The sequence below is a fragment of the Pseudomonas sp. NPDC077186 genome (assembly GCF_044543505.1).
Lineage (GTDB): Bacteria > Pseudomonadota > Gammaproteobacteria > Pseudomonadales > Pseudomonadaceae > Aquipseudomonas.
In genome coordinates, this window is sequence record NZ_JBITWE010000008.1 from 111,694 (window position 1) to 134,963 (window position 23,270).

The following is a 23,270-nucleotide window of genomic DNA, read 5'->3' on the forward strand; positions in this document are numbered from 1 at the left end:
GCCGAGCAATGCAGTAGGCTGGAAGCCATTCCATAACAACAAGATCAGGCCGTTGTATGAGCCACGATTTGAGCCAACTGCGTAAATTCGTCTCCCCGGAGATCATCTTTGGCGCCGGGTCCCGGCACAATGTCGGCAACTACGCCAAGACCTTCGGCGCACGCAAGGTGCTGGTGGTGTCCGACCCCGGCGTGGTCGCCGCCGGCTGGGCCGGCGATATCGAGGCCAGCCTGCAGGCCCAGGGCATCGCCTATTGCCTGTACACCCAGGTCTCGCCCAACCCGCGGGTGGAGGAGGTGATGGCCGGCGCCGAGTTGTATCGCAGCGAGGGCTGCAACGTGATAGTTGCGGTCGGCGGCGGCAGCCCGATGGACTGCGCCAAGGGCATCGGCATCGTCGTCGCCCACGGCCGCAGCATCCTCGAGTTCGAGGGGGTGGACACCATCCGCGTGCCCAGCCCGCCGCTGATCCTGATTCCGACCACCGCCGGCACCTCGGCCGACGTCTCGCAGTTCGTGATCATCTCCAACCAGCAGGAGCGGATGAAGTTCTCCATCGTCAGCAAGGCGGTGGTGCCGGACGTGTCGCTGATCGACCCGGAAACCACCCTGAGCATGGATCCGTTTCTCAGCGCCTGTACCGGTATCGATGCGCTGGTGCACGCCATCGAGGCCTTCGTCTCCACCGGCCACGGCCCGCTCACCGACCCCCATGCGCTGGAGGCCATGCGCCTGATCAACGGCAACCTGGTGCAGATGATCGCCAACCCGGCGGACATCGCCCTGCGCGAGAAGATCATGCTCGGCAGCATGCAGGCCGGGCTGGCCTTCTCCAACGCCATCCTCGGTGCGGTGCACGCCATGAGCCACAGTCTCGGCGGCTTCCTCGACCTGCCGCACGGGCTGTGCAACGCGGTGCTGGTCGAGCACGTGGTGGCCTTCAACTACAGCGCGGCGCCGGAGCGCTTCAAGGTGATTGCCGAAACCCTCGGCATCGACTGCCGCGGCCTGACTCACGCGCAGATCCGCCAGCGCCTGGTCGAGCACCTGATCGCCTTCAAGCGGGCCGTGGGTTTCCACGAGACGCTGGGGCTGCATGGCGTCGGCAGCTCGGACATTCCCTTCCTGTCCAGCCATGCCATGGACGATCCGTGCATCCTCACCAATCCGCGCGAGTCGACCCAGCGCGACGTCGAGGTGGTCTATGGCGAGGCGCTCTGACGAGGCGCTGGCCGGGCTGCTGGGGCTCAGCAGCCAGTCGGCGCGCAAGAGCCACTACCCCGAGCTGCTGGCGCGCCTGGAAGAGCTGGAAACCGAGCGTAACCGCTACAAATGGTTGTTCGAGCACGCCGTGCACGGCATCTTCCAGGCCAGCCTGCAGCAGGGCGTGCTGGCGGCCAACCCGGCCATGGCGCGCATGCTCGGCTACGACGATCCGCAGCAGGTGCTGTGGTCGCTGAACGACCTGGCGCGCCACCTGTTCGTCGGCGGTTTCGACGAGCTGGCGCGGATTCGCGAGCAGCTGGGCCGCGGCGCCGCCCTGGTCGGCTACGAAACCCAGTTGCGCCGGCGCGACGGCAGTGTCATCGACGTGCTGATGAACCTGCTGCTCAAGCCCGAAGGCGAGGGCCTGTTCGAGGGTTTCGTCGCCGACATCACCGAGCGCAAGCAGGCCCAGCAGCGCCTGCAACAGCTCAACGACGAACTGGAGCGCCGGGTCGCTGCACGTACCTACGAGCTGCTCGAATCCAACCGCAACCTGCAACGGCAGATCGAAGAGCGCGAGCGCATCGAGCAGGCCCTGCGCGAGGCGCGCGACGCCGCCGAGGCGGCCAACCGCAGCAAGGACAAGTACCTGGCCGCCGCCAGCCACGACCTGCTGCAGCCGCTCAACGCGGCGCGACTGCTGATCTCCACCCTGCGCGAGCGGCAGCTGCCGAGCGCCGAGCTCAATCTGGTGGAACGCAGCCACCTGGCACTGGAAGGCGCCGAGGATCTGCTCACCGACCTGCTGGACATCTCCAAGCTGGACCAGGCCGCGATCAAGCCGGATCTCGACGTCTATCGCCTGGAGGAGCTGCTGGCGCCGCTGGCTTCGGAGTTCGAAAGCGTCGCCAGCGCCAGTGATTTGCGCCTGCGCGTGCGCATCCTCGACTGCGCGGTGCACACCGATTTCCGCCTGCTCACGCGCATCCTGCGCAACTTCCTCAGCAACGCCTGTCGTTACACCGAACGCGGCGGCGTGCTGCTCGGCGCGCGCCGGCGCGGCCGGTTTGTCGAGCTGCAGGTATGGGACAGCGGTCGCGGCATCCCCGCCGACCAGTTGGACAAGATCTTCCTCGAGTTCAACCAGTTGGACGTCGGCCGCGCAACCGAGCGCAAGGGCGTCGGCCTCGGCCTGGCCATAGTCGAGCGCATCGCGCGCATGCTCGGTTATCCGGTGCGGGTGAGTTCGCAGCCGGGGCGCGGCTCGCTGTTCAGCATTCGCGTGCCGCTGGCCGCCGAGCGCCCGCAACGGCCGGCGCAGCCCGTGCCGCAGACGCTGCTCGGCGACCCGCTGCCGGGGCGGCGCCTGCTGGTGATCGACAACGAAGAGGCGATCCTGCACAGCATGGCCGCGCTGCTCGGCCAGTGGGGCTGCGAGGTGGTCACCGCACTGGATCTGCCCGAAGCGCTGCAGCGCCTGCAGGGCAGGGCGCCGGAGGTGATCCTGGCGGATTTCCACCTCGATCACGGCGTGCTCGGTTGTCAGGTGATCCAGCAGCTGCGCGAGGCGTTCGCCCGGCCGATTCCCGCGCTGATCATCAGCGCCGACCGCAGCGATGCCTGTCGCCGCGAGCTGCAGGCGCTGGGCGCGCCGCTGTTGAACAAGCCGGTCAAACCGGGCAAGTTGCGTGCGGTGCTCAGCCAGTTGCTGCAGGAAGTGTGAGCGGCTGCAGATTTTCGGGGTGAACCCGGACGCCTGCCATACTGTCTATTGGCTACCTAGCCGTCCCAGGAGACAACCACAATGACCATGTCCATGCACCCCGTTCTGCGCCGTCTGGCGTTCTTCACCGCGCTGCTGCACCTGCTGCTGGTGGTGCAGATACCCGTCGCCAATGCGGCCATGATCGGCACCCACGAGTTGCTCGCCGAACAGCAGCACCAGGTGGATCAGGCGCAGTTGATGGCCATGCTCGACGACGAGCAGGTCAAGGACAAACTGGTGGCCATGGGCGTCGAGCGCGACCAGGTGGAGTCGCGTATCGCCAGCCTCACCCCGGCCGAGCTGGCGCAGTTCAACCAGCAGCTGGATCAGGCGCCCGCCGGTGCCGGCGTGGTCGGCATCATCGTGCTGTTCCTGGTGATCTTCATCATCACTGATATGCTGTGCGCCACCAACATCTTCAATTTCGTCAAATGCATCAATCGCTGATTCGCCTCGCCTGTATCGCTTCAGTCGTTCTACTTGCCGCCTGCGCTCGGTCTCCGCTGTTATCGCCGGAGGCCGAGCGTTTGCCTGAGCGGGTCGAGCTGAGCGACGTGCCGTTCTTCCCGCAGGACGCCTACCAGTGCGGCCCGGCGGCGTTGGCCACCATGCTCAACCAGCGCGGCGTGCTGACCACCCCGGGCGTGCTCAAGGATAAGGTCTACCTGCCCGGTCGCGAAGGCAGCCTGCAGGTGGAGATGGTCGCCGCCGCACGCAGCCACGACATGCTGGTGTATCCGCTGCAGCCGCGTCTGGAGGCGCTGCTGGCCGAGGTGGCCGCCGGCAATCCAGTGCTGGTGCTGCAGAACCTGGCGTTCGACTTCTACCCGCAATGGCACTTCGCCGTGGTGGTCGGCTACGACCGTCGCGAGCGCACGCTGATCCTGCGCTCCGGCACCACGCGGCGCCTGGTGGATGATTTCGCCAGCTTCGACCAGAGCTGGGCGCGCGGCGGGCGCTGGGCGGTGCTGGCCTTGCCGCCGGAGCAGTTGCCGGCGCAGGCCGACATGCGCGCCTGGCTCAAGGCCGCCAGCGATCTGGAGCAGACCGGGCGCAAGATGGCGGCGCAGCGCGCCTATCGGCGTGCCACCCAGGCCTGGCCCGAGCAGGCGCTGAGCTGGTTCGCCCTGGCCAACAGCCGCTATGCCGAAGGCGATCGCCAAGGCGCCGAGCAGGCGCTGCGCGCCAGCCTGCAGCGCGAGCCGGATTTCGCCGCCGGCTGGTTCAATCTGGCCCAGTTGCTCGGCGAGCAAGGCTGCGGCGAAGGTGCGCAGCAGGCACAGGCCTGCGCCCGGCGCCTGGCCCCGGAGGATGCGCGCTTTGCCGCGCCGCTGAAGGCGAGCGTCGCAACGGGTCAATGTCAGGCCTTGCCGGCCTGTCCATAAGGCAAACGAAAACGGCGCCCGAGGGCGCCGTTTTTGTTCCTGCGGTCGTTACACGCCCAGCTTGTCGCGCAGGGTGTAGTACCAGGCGCCGAGGGCGCTGAACGGCACCTGGAACATCCGCCCGCCGGGGAAGGGGTAGTGCGGCAGTTCGGCGAAGGCGTCGAAACGCTCGGCCTGGCCGCGCAGCGCCTCGGCCAGCACCTTGCCGGCCAGGTGGGTGTAGGTCACGCCGTGGCCGCTGCAGCCCTGCGAGTAATAGATGTTGTCGCCGAGGCGACCGACCTGGGGCAGGCGCGACAGGGTCAGCAGGAAGTTGCCGGTCCAGGCGAAGTCGATCTTCACGTCCCTCAGCTGGGGGAAGGTCTTGAGCATCTTCGGCCGGATGATCGCCTCGATATTGGCCGGATCGCGTGCGCCGTAGACCACGCCGCCGCCGAAGATCAGGCGCTTGTCGCCGGCCAGGCGATAGTAGTCGAGCAGGTAGTTGCAGTCCTCGACGCAGTAATCCTGCGGCAGCAGGCTGGCGGCCAGTTCGTCGGACAGCGGCTCGGTGGTGATCACCTGGGTGCCGCAGGGCATCGACTTGGCCGACAGCTCCGGCATCAGGTTGCCGAGGTAGGCGTTGCCCGCCACCACCACGAACTTGGCCTTGATCCGCCCTTCGGGGGTGTGCACCACCGGGTTGGCTCCGCGGTCGATGCGGGTGGCCGGGGATTGCTCGTAGATCACCCCACCGAGCGACTCCACTGCGGCGGCCTCGCCCAGCGCCAGGTTCAGCGGGTGGATATGCCCGCCGCTCATGTCGAGCATGCCGCCGACATAGTTGTCAGTGGCCACCACCTCGCGGATGCGCTTGGCGTCCATCAGTTCCAACTGGGTGTGGCCATAGCGCTCCCACAGCTGCTTCTGCGCTTCCAGGTGGCCCATCTGCTTGTCGGTGAGCGCGGCGAACACGCCGCCGTCCTTCAGGTCGCACTGGATATCGTACTTCTTGATGCGCTCACGGATGATGCGGCCGCCCTCGAAGGCCATCTGCCCGAGCAACTGCGCCTGCTTGGGACCGACGCTGCGCTCGATCACGTCGATGTCGCGGCTGTAGCTGTTGACGATCTGCCCGCCGTTGCGCCCGGAGGCACCGAAGCCGACCTTGGCCGCCTCGACGATGCTCACCTTGAAGCCGTTCTCCAGCAGGAACAGCGCGGTGGACAGGCCGGTGTAGCCGGCGCCGACGATGCAGACGTCCGTTTCCACTTCGCCTTGCAGGGCAGGGCGTTGCGGCACGGGGTTGGCAGAAGCGGCGTAGTAGGATTGTGGGTATGCCGTGTGCGCCATTTTGAACCTCTGTTCTTTATTTTTTACGAATGAGCCGATCCTACCTGAGTTGAAAATGCCCGGCTAGTGCCTGTGCAAAATATTCAACGAAGCCGGTGCGAATAAAAAATTTGGCCTATTTCAGTGAGTTAGCGAAAAAACCTGTTGACGGCCAAAAACTTCTGCGTAGAATGCGCACCCATCGAAGGCACATAGCTCAGTTGGTTAGAGCACCACCTTGACATGGTGGGGGTCGTTGGTTCGAGTCCAATTGTGCCTACCAAATCGATAAAAAGGGGTCGTTGATACGACCCCTTTTTTATTGCCCGTCATTCGTGGCGGCAAAAACTTCCGGGAATTCCGCCCGGATATTGTTGGTGGTTGCTTGTCAGGGATCAGGCTTTCTGAAAGCATCCGCACTCTTTACTTCCAGTGACTCTGGTTCGGTTCTGGTTGGCCCTCGGGGCTCCTGCCATCGTTCGGCAGGTATACCGCCGGATCGCTTCCTGGCTCATCCCAACCCACGTGACCTTTGGTAGGGGTCACCACTAGGAGAGGAGGCGCCATGCCCATCATCACTCTTCCCGACGGCAGTCAGCGTTCGTTCGATCATCCGGTTTCCGTGCTGGAAGTCGCGCAATCCATTGGTGCGGGCCTGGCCAAGGCCACCCTGGCCGGCAAGGTCAATGGTAAGCAGGTCGACGCCTGCGACCTGATCGAGGCCGACGCGACCCTGCAGATCATCACGCCGAAGGACGAGGAGGGGCTGGAGATCATCCGTCACTCCTGTGCTCACCTGGTTGGGCATGCGGTCAAGCAGCTCTATCCGAACGCCAAGATGGTGATCGGTCCGGTCATCGACGAAGGCTTCTATTACGACATCGCCATCGATCGTCCCTTTACGCCGGAAGACATGGCGGCCATCGAGAAGCGCATGGCCGAGCTGATCGACAAGGACTACGACGTCATCAAGAAGATGACCCCGCGTGCCCAGGTCATCGAGCTGTTCCAGTCCCGTGGTGAGGAATACAAGCTGCGCCTGATCGACGACATGCCGGACGAGCAGGCCATGGGGCTGTACTTTCATGAGGAGTACGTCGACATGTGCCGTGGTCCGCACGTGCCGAACACCCGCTTCCTCAAGGCCTTCAAGCTGACCCGTATCTCCGGCGCCTACTGGCGTGGCGACTCGAAGAACGAGCAGTTGCAGCGCATCTACGGCACCGCCTGGGCGGACAAGAAGCAGCTGGCGGCCTATATCCAGCGCATCGAAGAGGCCGAGAAGCGCGATCACCGCAAGATCGGTAAGCGCCTGGATCTGTTCCATACCCAGGAAGAGGCGCCGGGCATGGTGTTCTGGCATCCCAATGGCTGGACCCTGTACCAGGTGCTCGAGCAATACATGCGTCAGGTGCAGCGCGACAGCGGCTATCTCGAGATCAAGACGCCGCAAGTGGTCGACCGTAGTCTGTGGGAGAAGTCCGGGCATTGGGCCAACTACGCCGAGAACATGTTCACCACCGAGTCGGAAAGCCGCGATTACGCGATCAAGCCGATGAACTGCCCGTGCCACGTGCAGGTATTCAATCAGGGCCTGAAGAGCTATCGCGAGCTGCCGATGCGTCTGGCCGAGTTCGGCGCCTGCCACCGTAACGAGCCGTCCGGCGCACTGCACGGCATCATGCGCGTGCGCGGCTTCACTCAGGACGACGCGCACATCTTCTGCACCGAAGAGCAGATGCAGGCCGAATCCGCCGACTTCATCAAGCTGACCCAGGCGGTCTACGCCGACTTCGGCTTCACCGACATCCAGCTCAAGCTGTCCACTCGTCCGGAAAAGCGCGTGGGTTCCGACGAGCTGTGGGATCGCGCCGAGGCGGCCCTGGCGGCGGCGCTCGACAGTGCCGGGCTGGCCTATGACCTGCAGCCGGGCGAGGGCGCCTTCTACGGGCCGAAGATCGAGTTCTCGCTGAAGGATTGCCTGGGGCGCGTGTGGCAGTGCGGCACCCTGCAGTTGGACTTCAACCTGCCGGTGCGCCTGGGTGCGGAGTACGTGTCCGAGGACAACAACCGCAAGCATCCGGTCATGCTGCACCGGGCGATCCTCGGTTCCTTCGAGCGCTTCATCGGCATCCTCATCGAGCACTACGAAGGGGCGTTCCCGGCCTGGCTGGCGCCGACCCAGGCGGTGATCATGAATATCACCGACAAGCAGGCCGATTTTGCCCGCGAAGCAGAGAAAACTCTCAACCAAAGCGGTTTTCGTGCCAAGGCTGACTTGAGAAACGAAAAGATCGGCTTTAAAATCCGCGAGCATACCTTGCTCAAGGTTCCCTATCTCTTGGTTATTGGAGATCGGGAGGTTGAGACACGATCCGTTGCTGTGCGCACCCGTGAAGGCGTCGATCTGGGCTCCATGCCCCTCGAGCAGTTCGCCGCGCAATTGCAGCAAGCGGTTTCCCGGCGCGGTCGCCAAGATTCGGAGTAATAACTATTAAGCGTGAAATGAGACAGGATAAGCGGGCCGCTCCCAAGGCGCCGATCAACGAGAACATCACCGCACGTGAGGTTCGCCTGATTGGCGCGGACGGTCAGCAGATTGGTGTGGTTTCCATCGATGAAGCGTTGAGCGCTGCCGAGGAAGCCAAGCTGGATCTGGTGGAGATCTCCGCGGACGCGGTACCACCGGTTTGCCGCATCATGGACTACGGCAAGCACCTGTTCGAAAAGAAAAAGCAGGCTGCTATCGCGAAGAAGAACCAGCACCAGCAGCAGATCAAAGAGATCAAGTTTCGTCCAGGGACGGAAGAAGGGGATTACCAGGTAAAACTACGCAACCTGGTACGTTTCCTTGAAGATGGGGACAAGGCCAAGGTATCGCTACGATTCCGCGGTCGTGAGATGGCCCACCAGGAACTGGGCATGGAGCTGTTGAAGCGGGTCGAAGCCGACCTCGCCGAACTCGGCACCGTTGAACAGCATCCTAAGCTGGAAGGACGCCAGCTGATGATGGTCATCGCTCCCAAGAAGCGTAAATAACCTCCCGGGCACTGGCAGGCCTGATGGTTATCAGTTGTTAATGAATGCGGAGTACCAAACATGCCAAAGATGAAAACCAAGAGCGGCGCTGCAAAGCGCTTCCTGAAGACTGCTTCGGGCTTCAAGCACAAGCACGCTTTCAAGAGCCACATCCTGACCAAGATGTCCACCAAACGTAAGCGTCAGCTGCGCGGCAGCTCGCTGATCGGCCCGTCGGACAAAGCTAAAGTCGAGCGCATGCTGCGCGTTCGTTAATCGGTCAAGATATTTAGAGGTAATTACTCATGGCTCGTGTTAAGCGTGGCGTTATCGCTCGTGCTCGTCACAAAAAAATCCTGAAGCTCGCCAAGGGCTACTACGGTGCGCGTTCGCGCGTGTTCCGCGTCGCCAAGCAGGCGGTGATCAAGGCAGGCCAATACGCCTACCGCGACCGTCGTCAGCGCAAGCGTCAGTTCCGTGCTCTGTGGATCGCCCGTATCAACGCCGGTGCTCGCGTCAACGGTCTGTCCTACAGCCGTCTGATCGCTGGCCTGAAAAAGGCGTCGATCGAAATCGACCGCAAGGTCCTGGCCGATCTGGCAGTGAACGAAAAAGCGGCGTTTGCTGCGATTGTCGAGAAAGCTAAGGCCGTTCTGGCTTAAGTCCCCCGACAATCACCGGGCTTGCCATCACCGGGCTTGCCCGGTGGCAACGTCAAAGATAGGGGAAGAGCCTTCAAGCTCTTCCCCTATTTCGTATCTGGAGTCCGTACATGGAAAACCTGGATGCATTGGTCTCGCAAGCGCTAGAGGCCGTGCAAAACACCGCAGACGTCAACGCCCTGGAACAACTCCGGGTTCAGTATCTCGGCAAGAAGGGCGAGCTGACTGCCCTGATGCAGACCCTGGGCAAGCTGTCGGCCGAGGAGCGTCCGCAGGCTGGCGCCCTGATCAACGCCGCCAAGAACCAGGTTCAGGACGCCCTGAACGCCCGCAAATCCGTGCTTGAGCAGGCCCTGCTCGCCGAGAAGCTGGCGTCCGAGCGCATCGACGTGACCCTGCCGGGCCGCGGCCAGGCCTCCGGCGGCCTGCACCCGGTCACCCGTACCCTCGAGCGTGTCGAGCAGTTCTTCACCCATATCGGCTACAACGTCGCCGAGGGGCCGGAAGTCGAAGACGACTACCACAACTTCGAGGCGCTCAACATCCCCGGCCACCATCCGGCGCGGGCGATGCACGACACCTTCTACTTCAGCGCCAACATGCTGCTGCGCACCCACACCTCGCCGGTGCAGGTGCGCACCATGGAGTCGCAGCAGCCGCCGATCCGCATCGTCTGCCCCGGCCGCGTCTATCGCTGCGACTCCGATATCACCCACTCGCCGATGTTCCACCAGGTCGAAGGCCTGCTGGTCGACGAGGGCATCAGCTTCGCCGACCTCAAGGGCACCATCGAGGAGTTCCTTCGGGTGTTCTTCGAGAAGCCGCTGGGTGTGCGTTTCCGTCCGTCCTTCTTCCCCTTCACCGAGCCGTCGGCCGAGGTCGACATGCAGTGCGTGATGTGTTCGGGCAAGGGCTGCCGTGTATGCAAGCAGACCGGCTGGCTGGAAGTGATGGGCTGCGGCATGGTGCATCCGGACGTGCTGCGCATGAGCGGCATCGATCCGGAGAAATACTCCGGCTTCGCCTTCGGCATGGGCGTCGAGCGCCTGGCGATGCTGCGTTATGGCGTCAATGACTTGCGCCTGTTCTTCGATAACGACCTGCGGTTCCTGGCGCAATTTCGCTAGTACCGCCTTCGTCATCGAATTCGTTTAAGGAGAACAGACAGTATGAAATTCAGTGAACAGTGGCTGCGCAGCTGGGTGAACCCGGACGTGTCGCGCGACGAGCTGGTCGCTCGCCTGTCCATGGTCGGCCTGGAAGTGGACGCGGTGATCCCGGTCGCCGGCCAGTTCAGCGGCGTGGTGGTGGGCGAGATCCTCAGCGCCGAGCAGCACCCGGACGCCGACAAGCTGCGCGTGTGCCAGGTCAGCAATGGCAGCGCCACCTTCCAGGTGGTCTGTGGCGCGCCCAATGCCCGCGCCGGCATCAAGATCCCCTTCGCCATGATCGGCGCCGAGCTGCCGGGCGACTTCAAGATCAAGCAGGCCAAGCTACGCGGCGTGGAGTCCCAGGGCATGCTCTGCTCGGCCTCCGAGCTGCAGATCAGCGACGACAACAGCGGCCTGATGGAGCTGGCGGCGGACGCCCCGGTCGGCCAGGACATCCGCGCCTACCTGGGCCTGGACGATGCCAGCATCGAGATCGGCCTGACCCCCAACCGTGGCGATTGCCTGTCGCTGGCCGGCCTGGCCCGCGAAGTCGGTGCCATCTACGGTGCCCAGGTGTCGGCGGTGTCCGTTGCGCCGGTCGCGGCCGTCCATGACGAAGTGCGCCCGGTCGAGGTGCTGGCGCCCAAGGCCTGCCCGCGCTACCTGGGTCGCGTCATCCGCAATGTCGACCTGTCCAGGCCGACCCCGCTGTGGATGGTCGAGCGCCTGCGTCGTTCCGACATTCGCAGCATTGACGCCGCCGTCGACATCACCAACTACGTGATGCTCGAACTCGGCCAGCCGATGCATGCTTTCGATTTCGCCGAGATCAACGTCGGCATTCGCGTGCGCATGGCGGAAGAGGGCGAGAAGCTGGTCCTGCTGGACGGCCAGGAAGTCAGCCTGCGCGCCGATACTCTGGTGATTGCCGACCACAACCGTGCCTTGGCCATCGCCGGCGTGATGGGTGGCGAGCACAGCGGCGTCAGCGACAAGACCCGCGACCTGTTCCTGGAAAGTGCCTTCTTCGACACCATCTCGGTGGCCGGCAAGGCCCGTTCCTATGGCCTACACACCGATTCCTCGCACCGCTTCGAGCGTGGCGTGGACTCGCAGCTGGCGCGCAATGCCATGGAGCGCGCCACCGCGCTGCTGCTAGAGATCGTCGGCGGCGAAGCCGGCCCGATCATCGAGGTGGCCAGCGCCGCCGATCTGCCGAACGTCGCGCCGATCACCCTGCGTGCCGAGCGCATCAGTCAGATGCTGAGCATGGACATGGACGGCGCCGAGGTCGAGCGCCTGCTCACCGCCCTGGGCCTGGGCGTGACCGCTCAGGGCGCCGGTCAGTGGCAGGTCAGCGTGCCGAGCCATCGCTTCGACATCAGCCTGGAAGTGGACCTGATCGAAGAGCTGGGTCGCCTGTACGGCTACAACCGCCTGCCGGTGCGTTATCCGCAGGCGCGTCTGGCCCCGCAGGCCAAGGCCGAGGCCCGTGCCGAGCTGCCGGCCCTGCGTCGCCTGCTGGTCGCTCGCGGTTATCAGGAAGCCATCACCTACAGCTTCATCGATCCCAAGCTGTTCGAGCTGTTCAACCCGGGCGTGGCGCCGCTGCAGCTGGCCAACCCGATATCCGCCGACATGGCCGCCATGCGTTCCTCGCTGTGGCCGGGCCTGGTCAAGGCGCTGGAGCACAACCTCAACCGTCAGCAGTCGCGCGTGCGCCTGTTCGAGAGCGGCCTGCGCTTCGTCGGCCAGCTCGAAGGCCTCAAGCAGGAAACTATGCTGGCTGGCGTGATCAGTGGCAGCCGCCTGCCCGAAGGCTGGGCCAATGGTCGCGAGAGCGTGGATTTCTACGACCTCAAGGCCGACGTCGAAGCGCTGCTCGGCTATGCCGGTGCTGCCGATGTCTTCAGCTTCGTGCCGGGCGAGCATCCAGCCCTGCACCCGGGCCAGACCGCACGCATCGAGCGGGAAGGGCGTCTGGTCGGTTTCATGGGGGCGTTGCACCCGGAGCTGGCCAAGACCCTGGGGTTGGATCAGCCGGTGTTCCTCTTCGAGCTGCTGCTGGCCGAGGTGGCGGCCGGGCGTATGCCGGCGTTCAGTGAGCTGTCGCGCTTCCCCGAAGTGCGCCGCGACCTGGCGCTGCTGGTCGATCGCGAACAGCCGGCCGAGGCCGTGCTCTCCGCCATCCGCGAGGCGGCGGGCGAGTGGCTGACAGACCTCAAGCTATTTGACGTCTATCACGGTAAAGGTATTGATCCGCTTAGAAAAAGCCTGGCAGTCGGCTTGACCTGGCAGCATCCATCGCGCACTCTTAATGACGATGAGGTGAGTATTACTACGCAAAATATCCTCACCTGCCTCGAACAAAGGTTCAACGCCACGTTAAGGAAGTAGCGTATGGGGGCTCTGACGAAAGCTGAAATGGCGGAACGTCTGTACGAAGAGCTCGGCCTGAACAAACGGGAAGCCAAGGAGCTGGTGGAGCTGTTTTTTGAAGAGATCCGCCAGGCTCTTGAGCTGAACGAACAGGTCAAGCTATCCGGGTTCGGTAACTTCGACTTGCGCGACAAGCGCCAGCGACCCGGCCGCAACCCGAAAACAGGAGAGGAGATCCCGATCACGGCTCGCCGTGTGGTCACCTTTCGTCCAGGGCAAAAACTGAAGGCCAGGGTCGAGGCATATGCTGGAACCAAGTCATAACGACGAGCTACCGGCGATACCCGGCAAGCGCTACTTCACCATCGGTGAAGTCAGCGAGCTCTGCGCGGTCAAACCCCATGTCCTGCGTTATTGGGAGCAGGAGTTTCCACAGCTCAATCCGGTCAAGCGGCGGGGCAATCGCCGCTACTACCAGCGCCAGGACGTGCTGATGATCCGGCAGATTCGCGCGTTGCTCTACGATCAGGGCTTCACCATCGGCGGGGCGCGCCAGCGTCTCTCCGGCGACGAGGCCAAGGACGACACCACCCAGTATCGTCAACTGATCAAGCAGATGATCGTCGAGCTCGAGGACGTGCTGCATGTCCTGCGCAAATAGGGCAAAAGAAAAAGTTGCCTTAATTCAAAAGCTTAATGTATAGTTCCTCCCGCTTTCGGTAACACGTAAGCATCGTCGGGGCGTAGCGCAGCCCGGTAGCGCACTTGCATGGGGTGCAAGGGGTCGAGTGTTCGAATCACTCCGTCCCGACCAACAAATCCCTACATCAAAGCCTGGTCAGTGATGACCGGGCTTTTTTGTGTCTGCGAATTCCTTCATCTGCCTCAACGTTGTCGGTACCGATCCGCGAAGCTCGGTATTCAATCCCTCTCCACTGAATCGAGCGATGCCAGTTCCCCGCCAGTTGGCGATGCTTGAAATGGCCAAACGTTCTCGACGCACCTGGTCGCCAATTACTGGCAAACTTGCCCATCGTTATTTGCAAGGAGCCAGTCGATGCCCGCCAGTCCGGAGCTGTCCCCCGGTCTTATCGTGATCCACGGCAACCATCTGGAAGAGTTGCGCGCGTTGGCGGTGCAGTGGATGCGTCGTTATCCGCTGCGGCCGCTGGAGAACGAGGTGCTGCTGGTGCAGAGCAACGGCATCGCCCAGTGGCTCAAGTTGGCGCTGGCCGAGCGCGACGGTTGCGGGATCGCCGCGGCGTTGGACGTGGATCTACCGGCGCGTTTTCTCTGGCAGGCCTACCGCGGCGTGTTGGGCAAGGACGCGATTCCGCAGCAGTCGCCGCTGGACAAGGCGCCGCTGACCTGGCGCCTGATGCGCCTGTTGCCGAGCTTGCTGGCCGAGGAGGCCTTCGCCCCCCTGCGGCGCTTTCTCGCCGACGACCAGGACCTGCGCAAGCGCCACCAGTTGGCCGAGCGCCTGGCGGATCTGTTCGACCAGTACCAGGTCTATCGCGCCGACTGGCTGGCGGACTGGGCGGCGGGGCACGATCGCCTGCGCACCTCGCGCGGCGGCGAGCGCTTGCTGGACGAGGCCTCGCGCTGGCAGCCGGCCTTGTGGCGGGCGTTGCTGGCGGATGTCGGCGCGGAGCACCTGGCGGACAGCCGCGCCGGCGTGCATCCGCGCTTCGTCGCGCGTCTGGCCGAGCTGGACGCGCCGCCGCCCGGTCTGCCGCGGCGGATCACCGTGTTCGGTATCTCCTCGTTGCCGGCCCAGGTGCTGGAGGCGCTGGCCGCCATGGCGCGCTTCAGCCAGGTGATGCTTTACGTGCACAACCCCTGCCAGCACCATTGGGGCGATATAGTCGAGGACAAGGATCTGCTGCGCCACGAGTACCGTCGTCAGCAGCGCAAGGGCAAGCCGGCCGGACAGATCGGTCTGTTCGACCAGGAAGAGATGCACCAGCACGCCCAGCCGCTGCTGGCCGCCTGGGGCAAGCAGGGCCGCGACTACATCAACCTGCTCGATCAGTACGACGAGCCGCAGCGCTACCGCGAGGCGTTCGAGCGTATCGACCTGTTCAGTCCGGCGCGCGACGACAGCCTGCTCGGCCAGTTGCAAAACGACATCCTCGACCTGCGCCCGCTGGCGGAAACCCGCACCACCTGGCCGCCGCTGGACCCGGCGCGGGATTGTTCGCTGCGTTTTCACATCGCCCACGGCGCCCAGCGCGAGGTGGAGGTGCTGCACGACCAGTTGCTGGCCTGCTTCAGCGAAGACCCGAGCCTGCGCCCGCGCGACGTGATCGTCATGGTGCCGGACGTGAACACCTATGCGCCGCATATCCAGGCGGTGTTCGGCCAGTTCGCCAGCGACGATCCGCGGCACATTCCCTTCACCCTGGCGGACCAGGGCCTGCGCGGCAAGGAGCCGCTGCTGATCGCTCTGGAACATCTGCTGCGGTTGCCGGACAGCCGCTTCAGCGTCAGCGAAGTGCTCGACCTGCTGGACGTCGCCGCGCTGCGCGCGCGCTTCGGCATCGCGGAAGAGGAGCTGCCGACCCTGCGTCGCTGGCTGGAAGGCGCCGGCGTCCGCTGGGGCCTGGATGCCCGTCAGCGCGAATCCCTGGGCCTGGGCGCAGACCTGGAACAGAACACCTGGCGCTTCGGCCTGCGCCGCATGTTGCTGGGCTACGCGGTGGGCGGGGCGGGGGCCTATGCCGGCATCGAGCCTTACGACGAGATCGGTGGCCTCGACGCCGCCCTGATCGGCCCGCTGACCCGCCTGCTGGAAGCCCTCGAGCGCCAGTTGGAAGCGCTGCGCGAAGCGGCCAGCCCGGCGAGCTGGGGCGCGCGGTTGCGCGACCTGCTGGAGGGTTTCTTCCTGCCTCAGGACGACCGCGAGGAGGTGCTGCGCACTCAGCTGCTGGACGCCCTCGACGCCTGGCTGGCGCTGTGCGAAACCGGTGGCCTGGCAGAGACGTTGCCGCTGCCGGTGGTGCGCGAAGCCTGGCTCGGCGATCTCGATCAGGGCCGCCTCAGCCAGCGTTTTCTCGCCGGCGCGGTGAACTTCTGCACCCTGATGCCTATGCGCGCCATTCCCTTCCGTCACGTCTGCCTGCTCGGCATGAACGACGGCGACTACCCGCGCAGCCAGGCGCCGCTGGACTTCGACCTGATGGCCGGCGACTACCGCCCCGGCGACCGCTCGCGCCGCGAGGACGACCGCTACCTGCTGCTGGAGGCGCTGCTGGCGGCGCGCGAGCGCCTCTATATCAGTTGGGTGGGCCGCAGTATTCGCGACAACAGCGAGCGCCCGCCGTCGGTGCTGGTGGGCCAGCTGCGCGACCACCTCGGCGCCGCCTGGAGCCTGCTTGGCGGCGGCGACCTGCTGTCTGCGCTGACCACCGAACATCCGCTGCAACCCTTCAGTCGTCGCTACTTCAGTGTCGAGCCGGCGCTGTTCAGCTACGTCCACGAATGGGCCGCGCTGCATGGCCAGGCCGCGTCCGCCGTGGCCCAGGGGGCGTTGCCAGCCTGGGAAGACGGCCAGCAGATCGGCCCCGAACTGTTGCAGAGTTTTCTCCGCGATCCGGTGAAGTGCTTCTTCACCCGTCGTCTCAAGGTGTTCCTCGATGAAGAGGAGCAGGCCCGGCTGGACAGCGAACCCTTCGCCCTCGACGCGCTGGAGCGCTACCAGCTGCAGGAGCGCTTGCTGAAGGCCGCCGTGCTGACCCCGGACAGCGACGCCGAGGGTACCCTGCTGGCGGCCGCCGACCGTCTGCAGCGCAGCGGCGTGCTGCCGCTGGCCGGTTTCGGCGAGCAATACCGCGATGCCCTGCTGGCGCCGTTGCCGGCGCAACTGCAGCGTTATCAGGGGCTCTGCCTGTTGTGGCCGGAGCTGCTGGAGTCGCCGCAGCGACTGAGCTTCAGCGCCGCCGACGTGCAGCTGGACGGCTGGCTCGGCGGCCTGCGGCGCCAGGCCGACGGCAGCCTGGCGCGCCTGGAGCTGCTGCCCGGCGCCCTGGCCAAGGACAAGACCTGGAAGTGGCATCGCCTGCTGCGCCCCTACGTGCTGCACGTGATCGCCGCCGCTTGCGGCGCGCCCATCAAAACGCTGTTGGTGGGCGAGGATCAGGCCCTGGCCTTCGAGCCGCTGCCGACCGAGCACGCGGCGCAGCTGCTCACCGGTTGGCTGCAAGCCTGGAATGCCGGCATGCAGGCGCCGTTGCCGGTGGCGTTGAAGACCTCGCTGGCCTGGCTGCAGGAGGAGAACGACGACAAGGCCAGAACCGTCTACGAGGGTGGCTACAACCTCAGCGGCGAAGTGGTCGGCAGCGCCAGCCTGGCGCGGCAGTTCCCCGACTACGCCGCGCTGACCGCCGATGGCCAGTTCCCGGCCTGGAGCGAGCGACTGTACCGGCCGCTGTTGCAAAGCCAGCCCTTTGCCCTCGAGGAGGATAGGCCATGAGCCCGTCGCGACGTCCCCTGGCCCTGAGCTTTCCGCTGCACGGCAGTCGCCTGATCGAGGCCAGCGCCGGTACCGGCAAGACCTTCACCATTTCCGCGCTCTACCTGCGCCTGATCCTAGGCCACGGCGGCGAAGCGGCCTTCCGCGAGCCCTTGCTGCCGCCGCAGATCCTGGTGGTGACCTTCACCGACGCCGCCACCCGCGAGCTGCGCGACCGTATTCGCGCACGCCTGGTGCAGGCGGCGGCGCTGTTTCGCGGCGACGGCGAGGCCGATGCGCTGCTGCACGAGCTGCGCGCGGACTTCCCCGCGGCCCAGTGGCCCGACTGCGCCCGCCGACTGGAGTTGGCCGCGCAGTGGATGGACGAGGCGGCCGTCTCCACCATCCATGGCTGGTGCCAGCGCATGCTGCGCGAGCACGCCTTCGACAGCGGCAGCCTGTTCAGCCAGACCCTGGAGACCGACCACAGCGAACTGCTCACCGAAGTGGTGCGCGACTACTGGCGGCAGCACTGCTATCCGCTGCATGGCGCGGCGCTGGCGTGGGCGGCGCGTCACTGGGGCGCGCCGGCCAACCTCGGCGCGCGGCTGCGGCCGCTGCTGGGCGAGGAGGGCGCGTCCGGCGACCAGCCGCTGGGCGAGCTGCTGGAGCGAGCCCTGGCCGATCGCCAGCGCGAACTGGAGGCCCTCAAGACGCCCTGGCGCACCTGGGCCGACGAGTTGCAGGCGCTGCTGGATGCGGCCGTCGCCGCCAAGCAGGTGGATGCGCGCAAGATCCAGGCGCGTTACTACAACCCCTGGCTGAGCAAGCTGCGCGACTGGGCGAGCGGCGAGGAGGATCGCCTGGAGCTGGGTACCGGCTTCAGCCGCCTGACCCCCGATGGCTTGGCCGAGGCCTGGAAGGGCGCGCCGCCGGCTCATCCCGCACTGCTGGCGATGGTCGCCCTCAAGGCGCGGCTCGACGAGCTGCCCGATCCCGGCGATGCCGCGCTGCGCCACGCTGCCGCCTGGGTGCGCCAGCGTTTCGACCGGGAGAAGCGCCAGCGCGCGGAAATGGGCTTCGACGACATGCTCAGCCGTCTCGACGCCGCCCTGCAGGGCGACAACGGCCCGCGCCTGGCCGAGGTGATCCGTCGCCAGTTCCCGGTGGCGCTGATCGACGAATTCCAGGACACCGACCCGCTGCAGTACCGCATCTTCGACACCCTCTACCAGGTGGAGATCAATCGCGACGACTGCGGCCTGTTCATGATCGGCGACCCCAAGCAGGCCATCTATTCCTTCCGCGGCGCCGACATCCACACCTACCTGCGCGCCCGGCGCGCCACCGCCGGGCGCCACTACAATCTGGAGAAGAACTTCCGCTCCAGTGAGGACATGGTGGCGGCGGTGAACGGCGTATTTCTGCGCGCCGAACGGCGCGAGGGCGGGGAGGGAGCCTTCCTGCTGCGCGACGACCTGCCTTTTATCGAGGTGGGCGCGCAGGGCCGACGCGAAATCTGGAGTGTCGACGGCCAGGCGCAGCCAGCCCTGACGGTGTGGCACCTGGCAAGCGACGAGCCGCTGGCCAAGGGCGCTTACCTCGATGCCCTGGCCGGCGCCAGTGCCGGCGAGATCGTGCGCCTGCTGGATCTGGGCCAGCAGGGGCGCGCCGGCTTCAGTGGGGGGGATGGATTGGTCGCCCTGCGCCCCAGCGATATCGCCGTGCTGGTGCGCGACTTCAACGAGGCCCAGGCCATCCGTGGCGAGCTGGCCGCCCGCGGAGTGCGCAGCGTCTACCTGTCGGACAAGGATTCAGTGTTCGCCGCCCAGGAGGCCCGCGACCTGCTGCTGTGGCTGCGTGCCTGCGCCGAACCGGACCAGGACCGGCCGCTGCGCGCGGCCCTGGCCAGCGCCACCCTGGGCCTGGCGCTGGACGAACTGGAGCGGCTCAATCTCGACGAGCGCATCTGGGAACGCCGGGTCCTGCAGTTTCGCGACTATCGCCAGCGCTGGCAGCGGCAGGGCGTGCTGCCGATGCTGCGCCAGTTGCTGCAGGACTTCGCCCTGCCGCAGCGCCTGATGGGTCGCGAGGACGGCGAGCGGGTGCTGACCAACCTGCTGCACCTGGCCGAGTTGCTGCAACAGGCCGCCGCCGAGCTGGACGGCGAGCTGGCGCTGATCCGCCACCTGGGCGAGCTGCTGGCCGGCGAGGGCCAGGCCGCCGAGGAGCAGGTGCTGCGCCTGGAAAGCGACGAGGCGCTGGTGCGGGTGGTGACCATCCACAAATCCAAGGGCCTGGAATACCCCCTGGTGTTCCTGCCCTTTATCTGCGCCTTCCGTCCGCTGGACGACAAGCAGCCGCTGCAGGTGCATGACGGCCAGCGCCGCCGCCTGGTGCTCAAGGCCGACGAGGACAGCCTGGCGCGCGCCGAGCGCGAGCGGCTGGGCGAGGACCTGCGCCTGCTCTACGTGGCCCTGACCCGTGCACGCCATGGCTGCTGGCTGGGCGTGGCGGACCTGAAGATCGGCAATGGCAAGAAATCGCGGCTGCATGAGTCCGCCCTCGGCTACCTGCTGGGCGGCGGTGTGCCGCTGGCCGCTAGTGCGGATCTTGCCGGCTGGCTAGCGCCATTCGCGGACGCGCCGCGCAGGGCGCTGGCCCCGGTGCCGCAAGCCGGCGAGCAGCGCTATCGGGCGCAGGACGACGAGCAGTTCGTCCCCCGTTGGCGCACCCCGGCACGGCGCGCCGCCGAGCACTGGTGGATCGCCTCCTACAGCGCCCTGCGCCTCGACGAGGACGCGCCGGCCACGGTCAACCGCTATGAGGACACCGCACCGGACAGCCCGGCCATGCAGAACGCCGGCGACGACGAGAACTCGGAACTGGCCCTGCCGCCGCTGCCGGCCTCGGCCGAGGGGCTGCATCGCTTTCCCCGCGGTCCCAATCCCGGCACCTTCCTCCACGGCCTGCTGGAAATGGCGGCGCAGGAGGGCTTCGCCCAGCTCGCCGGCGATCCCCTGGCGCTGCGCGAGGCGCTGGCGCGGCGTTGCCAGCGGCGCGGCCTGGAAAGCTGGATCGATCCGCTGCAGCAATGGCTGCAGGGCTTGCTGGTGCAGCCGCTGCCGCTTGGCGGCGGCGAGGCGGTCTGCCTGGCCGAGCTGTCGCAGTACCAGGCGGAGTTGGAGTTCTGGTTCGAGGCGCGGGCGGTCGACGTGCGCCGCCTGGACGAGCTGGTGCAGCGCTGCGAGCTGCCCGGCATCGCCCGGCAACCGCTGCGCGCGGACACCCTGAACGGCATGTTCAAGGGCTTTATCGATCTGGTGTTCGAGCACCAGGGGCGCTACTACGTGGCCGACTACAAGTCCAACTGGCTGGGCGTAGACGACGGCGCCTACACCCATGACGCCATGGCCGCGGCCATGGCTAGCCACCGCTACGACCTGCAATACGTGCTCTACGTGCTGGCCCTGCACCGGCAGTTGCGCCTACGCCTGGCGGATTACGATTACGACCGTCACCTGGGCGGCGCGCTCTATCTGTTCCTCCGTGCACCGGGATCGGGTGTCTACCTGGCGCGGCCGCCGCGTGAGCTGATCGAGCAGCTCGATGCACTGTTTATGGGTGAAGCCGAGGAGGCCGTGGCATGAATCCGACCCTGTCGCCGGCGCTGCGCGATGGCGCCGAACTTTTCGCCCTGTTGGCCGCTTGGAGCGAGCGCGGCTGGCTGCGGGAACTGGACCGCGCCCTGGCGCAGTTCCTCGCCGAGCTGGATCCGGATGCCTCGCCGCTGCTGATCCTCGGCGCCGCGCTGGCCAGCCATCAACTTGGCCAGGGGCATGTCTGCCTGGATCTGACGGCGACCCTGGCCAACCCGGACTTCACCTTGTCCCTGCCGCCGGAAGGCGAGGACGCCGAGACCGCGACGCTGCTGCCGTCCCAGGTATTGGCGGGACTCGAGCTGGAGCAGTGGCTGGCAGCCTGCGCCGGCAGTTCGCTGCTGGAGGCCCCAGGCGCGCCGCTGGTGTTGGCCGGTTCCTGCCTCTATATGCGCCGTTACTGGGACTACGAGTGCCGCGTGGCGAGCAATATCGCCCAGCGCCTGCAAGCGGGTTCCGCGGCTCCGGCCGATCTCCCGGCGCGTCTGGCCACGCTGTTCCCCGAGCCCCTGATCCTGGCTGGCGAGCGCCTGACCGATTGGCAGAAGCTGGCCTGCGCTCTGGCGGCTCAGGGGCGCTTCACTCTGATCACCGGCGGCCCCGGTACCGGCAAGACCACCACCGTGGTGCGCCTGCTGGCGTTGCTGCAGGAGGCGGCGATGGCCACCGGGGCGCCGCTGCGTCTGAGTCTGGCGGCGCCCACCGGCAAGGCGGCGGCGCGCCTCACCGAATCCATTGGCGCGCAGGTGGCCTCGCTGCCGATGGCGGACGCCGTGCGGCAACAGATTCCCAGTACGGTGACCACGCTGCACCGTCTGCTGGGCAGTCGTCCGGACAGCCGCCACTTCCGCCACGACGCCGGCAACCCGTTGCCGCTGGATGTGCTGGTGGTGGACGAGGCGTCGATGATCGATCTGGAGATGATGGCCAGCCTGCTGGACGCCCTGCCGGCTCATGCGCGGTTGATCCTGTTGGGCGACAAGGATCAGCTGGCCTCGGTGGAGGCCGGGGCGGTGTTGGGCGATTTGTGCCAGGAAGCGGAGGTCGGCGGTTACAGCGCCGCGACCCGCGCCTGGCTGGAGGCGCAGACCGGCGAGCGGATGGCCGATCCGGCGCTGGTGCCGGGCGAGCAGGCGCTGGCCCAGCATATCGTCATGCTGCGCCACTCGCGGCGTTTCGCCGGCGCCTCCGGCATCGGCCGTCTGGCTCGCGCGGTGAACCAGGCCGATGCCCGGGCGGCTCGCGCCACCCTGGCGGCCGGCAGCGACGACTTGCATGTGCTGCGTCTTGCCGGCGAGCAGGATCGCGCCCTGGAGCGTTTGCTGCTGGAGGGCCTGGTGCGCGGCGAACGCCGAGCCCAGGGCTATGCCCATTACCTGCAGGTGATGCGAGCGGGGCGCCCGGCGCCGGACGCCGATATCCAGGCCTGGGATGGCTGGGCGGGCAGGGTGTTGGCGGCCTTCGATCAGTTCCAGTTGCTTTGCGCGGTGCGCAAGGGGCCTTGGGGCGTCGAAACGCTGAACCAGTGCATCGCTCAGGCGCTACAGCGTCGTGGGCTGCTGGAGCAGGAGCATGGCTGGTACGAAGGGCGACCTGTGCTGGTGACCCGCAACGATTACAGTCTGGGGTTGATGAACGGCGATATCGGTATCGCCCTGCGCCTGCCCGAGCCGCCGGAGTTCCCCGGTGCACCGTTGCGCCAGGTGCTGCGCGTGGTGTTTCCGCGCAACGACGGCAGCGGCGCGTTGCGTCATATCCTGCCGAGCCGGTTGAGCGCGGTGGAGACGGTGTTCGCCATGACCGTGCATAAGTCCCAGGGCTCGGAGTTCGCCCACTGTGCGCTGATCCTCCCGGACAGCCTCAACCCGGTATTGACCAAGGAACTGGTGTACACCGGCATCACCCGGGCGCGGCACTGGTTCAGTTTGGTGGAGACCCGCGCCGGCATCTTCGAGCAGGCGGTGCTGCGGCGGGTGGAGCGGCGCAGCGGTCTGCGCGAGGCCTTGGAGAGCTGAGGGCGTAATTCTTTTCAGAAAGGTGTTGACGTGCCTTCCTCAGGCGGTAGAATGCGCGCCACTTCAGCGTTGAAGCTCTTCGAAAACTTCTTGTTAATCAATAAGTTAAGTTTAAAAGAGGGGTTGCAAAGCTGGATCTGGCGTGTAGAATGCGCGCCGGTCGGCAGGGTAGTGGTTGGATCCTGTCGGTGCTTCGGTCGAATGGATCGAAGGCGGTAAAAGAGGTGGTTGACAGCGGTTTTGAACGCTGTAGAATGCGCCTCCCGC

The 23,270-nt window shown here is 65.9% G+C and carries 16 protein-coding genes, 2 tRNA genes and 1 pseudogene; 17 read left to right on the forward strand and 2 right to left on the reverse strand.

Annotated features, from left to right (window positions below):
- Positions 1 to 56: 56 nt before the first annotated feature.
- From ercA to ACIGKL_RS23445, 4 genes are all read left to right on the forward strand, one after another.
- Positions 57 to 1,220 (forward strand): alcohol dehydrogenase-like regulatory protein ErcA, encoded by a 1,164-nt coding sequence (gene ercA / locus ACIGKL_RS23430; protein ID WP_397488763.1) that lies wholly within the window; start codon positions 57 to 59, stop codon positions 1,218 to 1,220.
- Positions 1,204 to 2,928 carry a NahK/ErcS family hybrid sensor histidine kinase/response regulator gene (locus ACIGKL_RS23435; RefSeq protein ID WP_397488764.1) on the forward strand — a complete coding sequence of 575 codons (1,725 nt, stop codon included), beginning with the start codon at positions 1,204 to 1,206 and terminating at the stop codon, positions 2,926 to 2,928. Before ercA ends, ACIGKL_RS23435 begins: the two co-directional genes overlap by 17 nt.
- 87 nt (positions 2,929 to 3,015) lie before the next feature.
- The gene (locus tag ACIGKL_RS23440) at positions 3,016 to 3,417 is read left to right on the forward strand and encodes a PA2779 family protein (RefSeq protein ID WP_397488775.1); all 402 of its coding nucleotides are present in this window, start codon (positions 3,016 to 3,018) and stop codon (positions 3,415 to 3,417) included.
- The gene (locus ACIGKL_RS23445) at positions 3,402 to 4,355 is read left to right on the forward strand and encodes a PA2778 family cysteine peptidase (RefSeq protein ID WP_397488765.1); all 954 of its coding nucleotides are present in this window, start codon (positions 3,402 to 3,404) and stop codon (positions 4,353 to 4,355) included. Before ACIGKL_RS23440 ends, ACIGKL_RS23445 begins: the two co-directional genes overlap by 16 nt.
- Positions 4,356 to 4,403: 48 nt before the next feature.
- Here the strand turns inward: ACIGKL_RS23445 and ACIGKL_RS23450 are convergent, their stop codons facing one another.
- Positions 4,404 to 5,687 (reverse strand): NAD(P)/FAD-dependent oxidoreductase, encoded by a 1,284-nt coding sequence (locus ACIGKL_RS23450; RefSeq protein WP_397488766.1) that lies wholly within the window; start codon positions 5,685 to 5,687, stop codon positions 4,404 to 4,406.
- Positions 5,688 to 5,872: 185 nt separating this feature from the next.
- Here ACIGKL_RS23450 and ACIGKL_RS23455 point away from each other — a divergent pair.
- From ACIGKL_RS23455 to recD, 13 genes are all read left to right on the forward strand, one after another.
- A tRNA-Val gene (locus tag ACIGKL_RS23455) sits at positions 5,873 to 5,949 on the forward strand.
- A 282-nt stretch (positions 5,950 to 6,231) separates the two neighbouring features.
- Complete coding sequence (gene thrS, locus ACIGKL_RS23460) at positions 6,232 to 8,154, forward strand: threonine--tRNA ligase (RefSeq protein WP_397488767.1); 1,923 nt, start codon at positions 6,232 to 6,234, stop codon at positions 8,152 to 8,154.
- Positions 8,154 to 8,705 (forward strand): translation initiation factor IF-3, encoded by a 552-nt coding sequence (infC, locus tag ACIGKL_RS23465; protein ID WP_397488776.1) that lies wholly within the window; start codon positions 8,154 to 8,156, stop codon positions 8,703 to 8,705. Before thrS ends, infC begins: the two co-directional genes overlap by 1 nt.
- Before the next feature lie 60 nt (positions 8,706 to 8,765).
- The gene (rpmI, locus tag ACIGKL_RS23470; protein WP_031302581.1) at positions 8,766 to 8,960 is read left to right on the forward strand and encodes a 50S ribosomal protein L35; all 195 of its coding nucleotides are present in this window, start codon (positions 8,766 to 8,768) and stop codon (positions 8,958 to 8,960) included.
- A gap of 29 nt (positions 8,961 to 8,989) precedes the next feature.
- A complete protein-coding gene (rplT, locus tag ACIGKL_RS23475) occupies positions 8,990 to 9,346 on the forward strand; it encodes a 50S ribosomal protein L20 (protein ID WP_003243409.1) in 357 nt (118 codons plus the stop codon).
- 110 nt (positions 9,347 to 9,456) lie between these two features.
- Positions 9,457 to 10,473 carry a phenylalanine--tRNA ligase subunit alpha gene (gene pheS / locus ACIGKL_RS23480; RefSeq protein WP_397488768.1) on the forward strand — a complete coding sequence of 339 codons (1,017 nt, stop codon included), beginning with the start codon at positions 9,457 to 9,459 and terminating at the stop codon, positions 10,471 to 10,473.
- Positions 10,474 to 10,515: 42 nt separating this feature from the next.
- A complete protein-coding gene (gene pheT / locus ACIGKL_RS23485) occupies positions 10,516 to 12,894 on the forward strand; it encodes a phenylalanine--tRNA ligase subunit beta (protein ID WP_397488769.1) in 2,379 nt (792 codons plus the stop codon).
- Between the two features lie 3 nt (positions 12,895 to 12,897).
- The gene (gene ihfA / locus ACIGKL_RS23490; protein WP_003243414.1) at positions 12,898 to 13,200 is read left to right on the forward strand and encodes an integration host factor subunit alpha; all 303 of its coding nucleotides are present in this window, start codon (positions 12,898 to 12,900) and stop codon (positions 13,198 to 13,200) included.
- A complete protein-coding gene (locus ACIGKL_RS23495; protein WP_021441988.1) occupies positions 13,181 to 13,537 on the forward strand; it encodes a MerR family transcriptional regulator in 357 nt (118 codons plus the stop codon). The genes ihfA and ACIGKL_RS23495 overlap by 20 nt, the downstream gene beginning before the upstream one ends.
- A gap of 76 nt (positions 13,538 to 13,613) precedes the next feature.
- A tRNA-Pro gene (locus ACIGKL_RS23500) sits at positions 13,614 to 13,690 on the forward strand.
- Positions 13,691 to 13,933: 243 nt separating this feature from the next.
- Positions 13,934 to 17,350 carry an exodeoxyribonuclease V subunit gamma gene (gene recC, locus ACIGKL_RS23505; RefSeq protein WP_397488770.1) on the forward strand — a complete coding sequence of 1,139 codons (3,417 nt, stop codon included), beginning with the start codon at positions 13,934 to 13,936 and terminating at the stop codon, positions 17,348 to 17,350.
- Entirely contained in the window at positions 17,347 to 20,979 is a 3,633-nt protein-coding gene (gene recB / locus ACIGKL_RS23510) for an exodeoxyribonuclease V subunit beta (RefSeq protein WP_397488771.1), read from the forward strand. Before recC ends, recB begins: the two co-directional genes overlap by 4 nt.
- Complete coding sequence (recD, locus tag ACIGKL_RS23515; protein ID WP_397488772.1) at positions 20,976 to 23,003, forward strand: exodeoxyribonuclease V subunit alpha; 2,028 nt, start codon at positions 20,976 to 20,978, stop codon at positions 23,001 to 23,003. The genes recB and recD overlap by 4 nt, the downstream gene beginning before the upstream one ends.
- Before the next feature lie 14 nt (positions 23,004 to 23,017).
- Here recD and ACIGKL_RS23520 read toward each other — a convergent pair.
- A pseudogene (locus ACIGKL_RS23520) lies at positions 23,018 to 23,270 on the reverse strand (hypothetical protein); the annotation flags it as partial.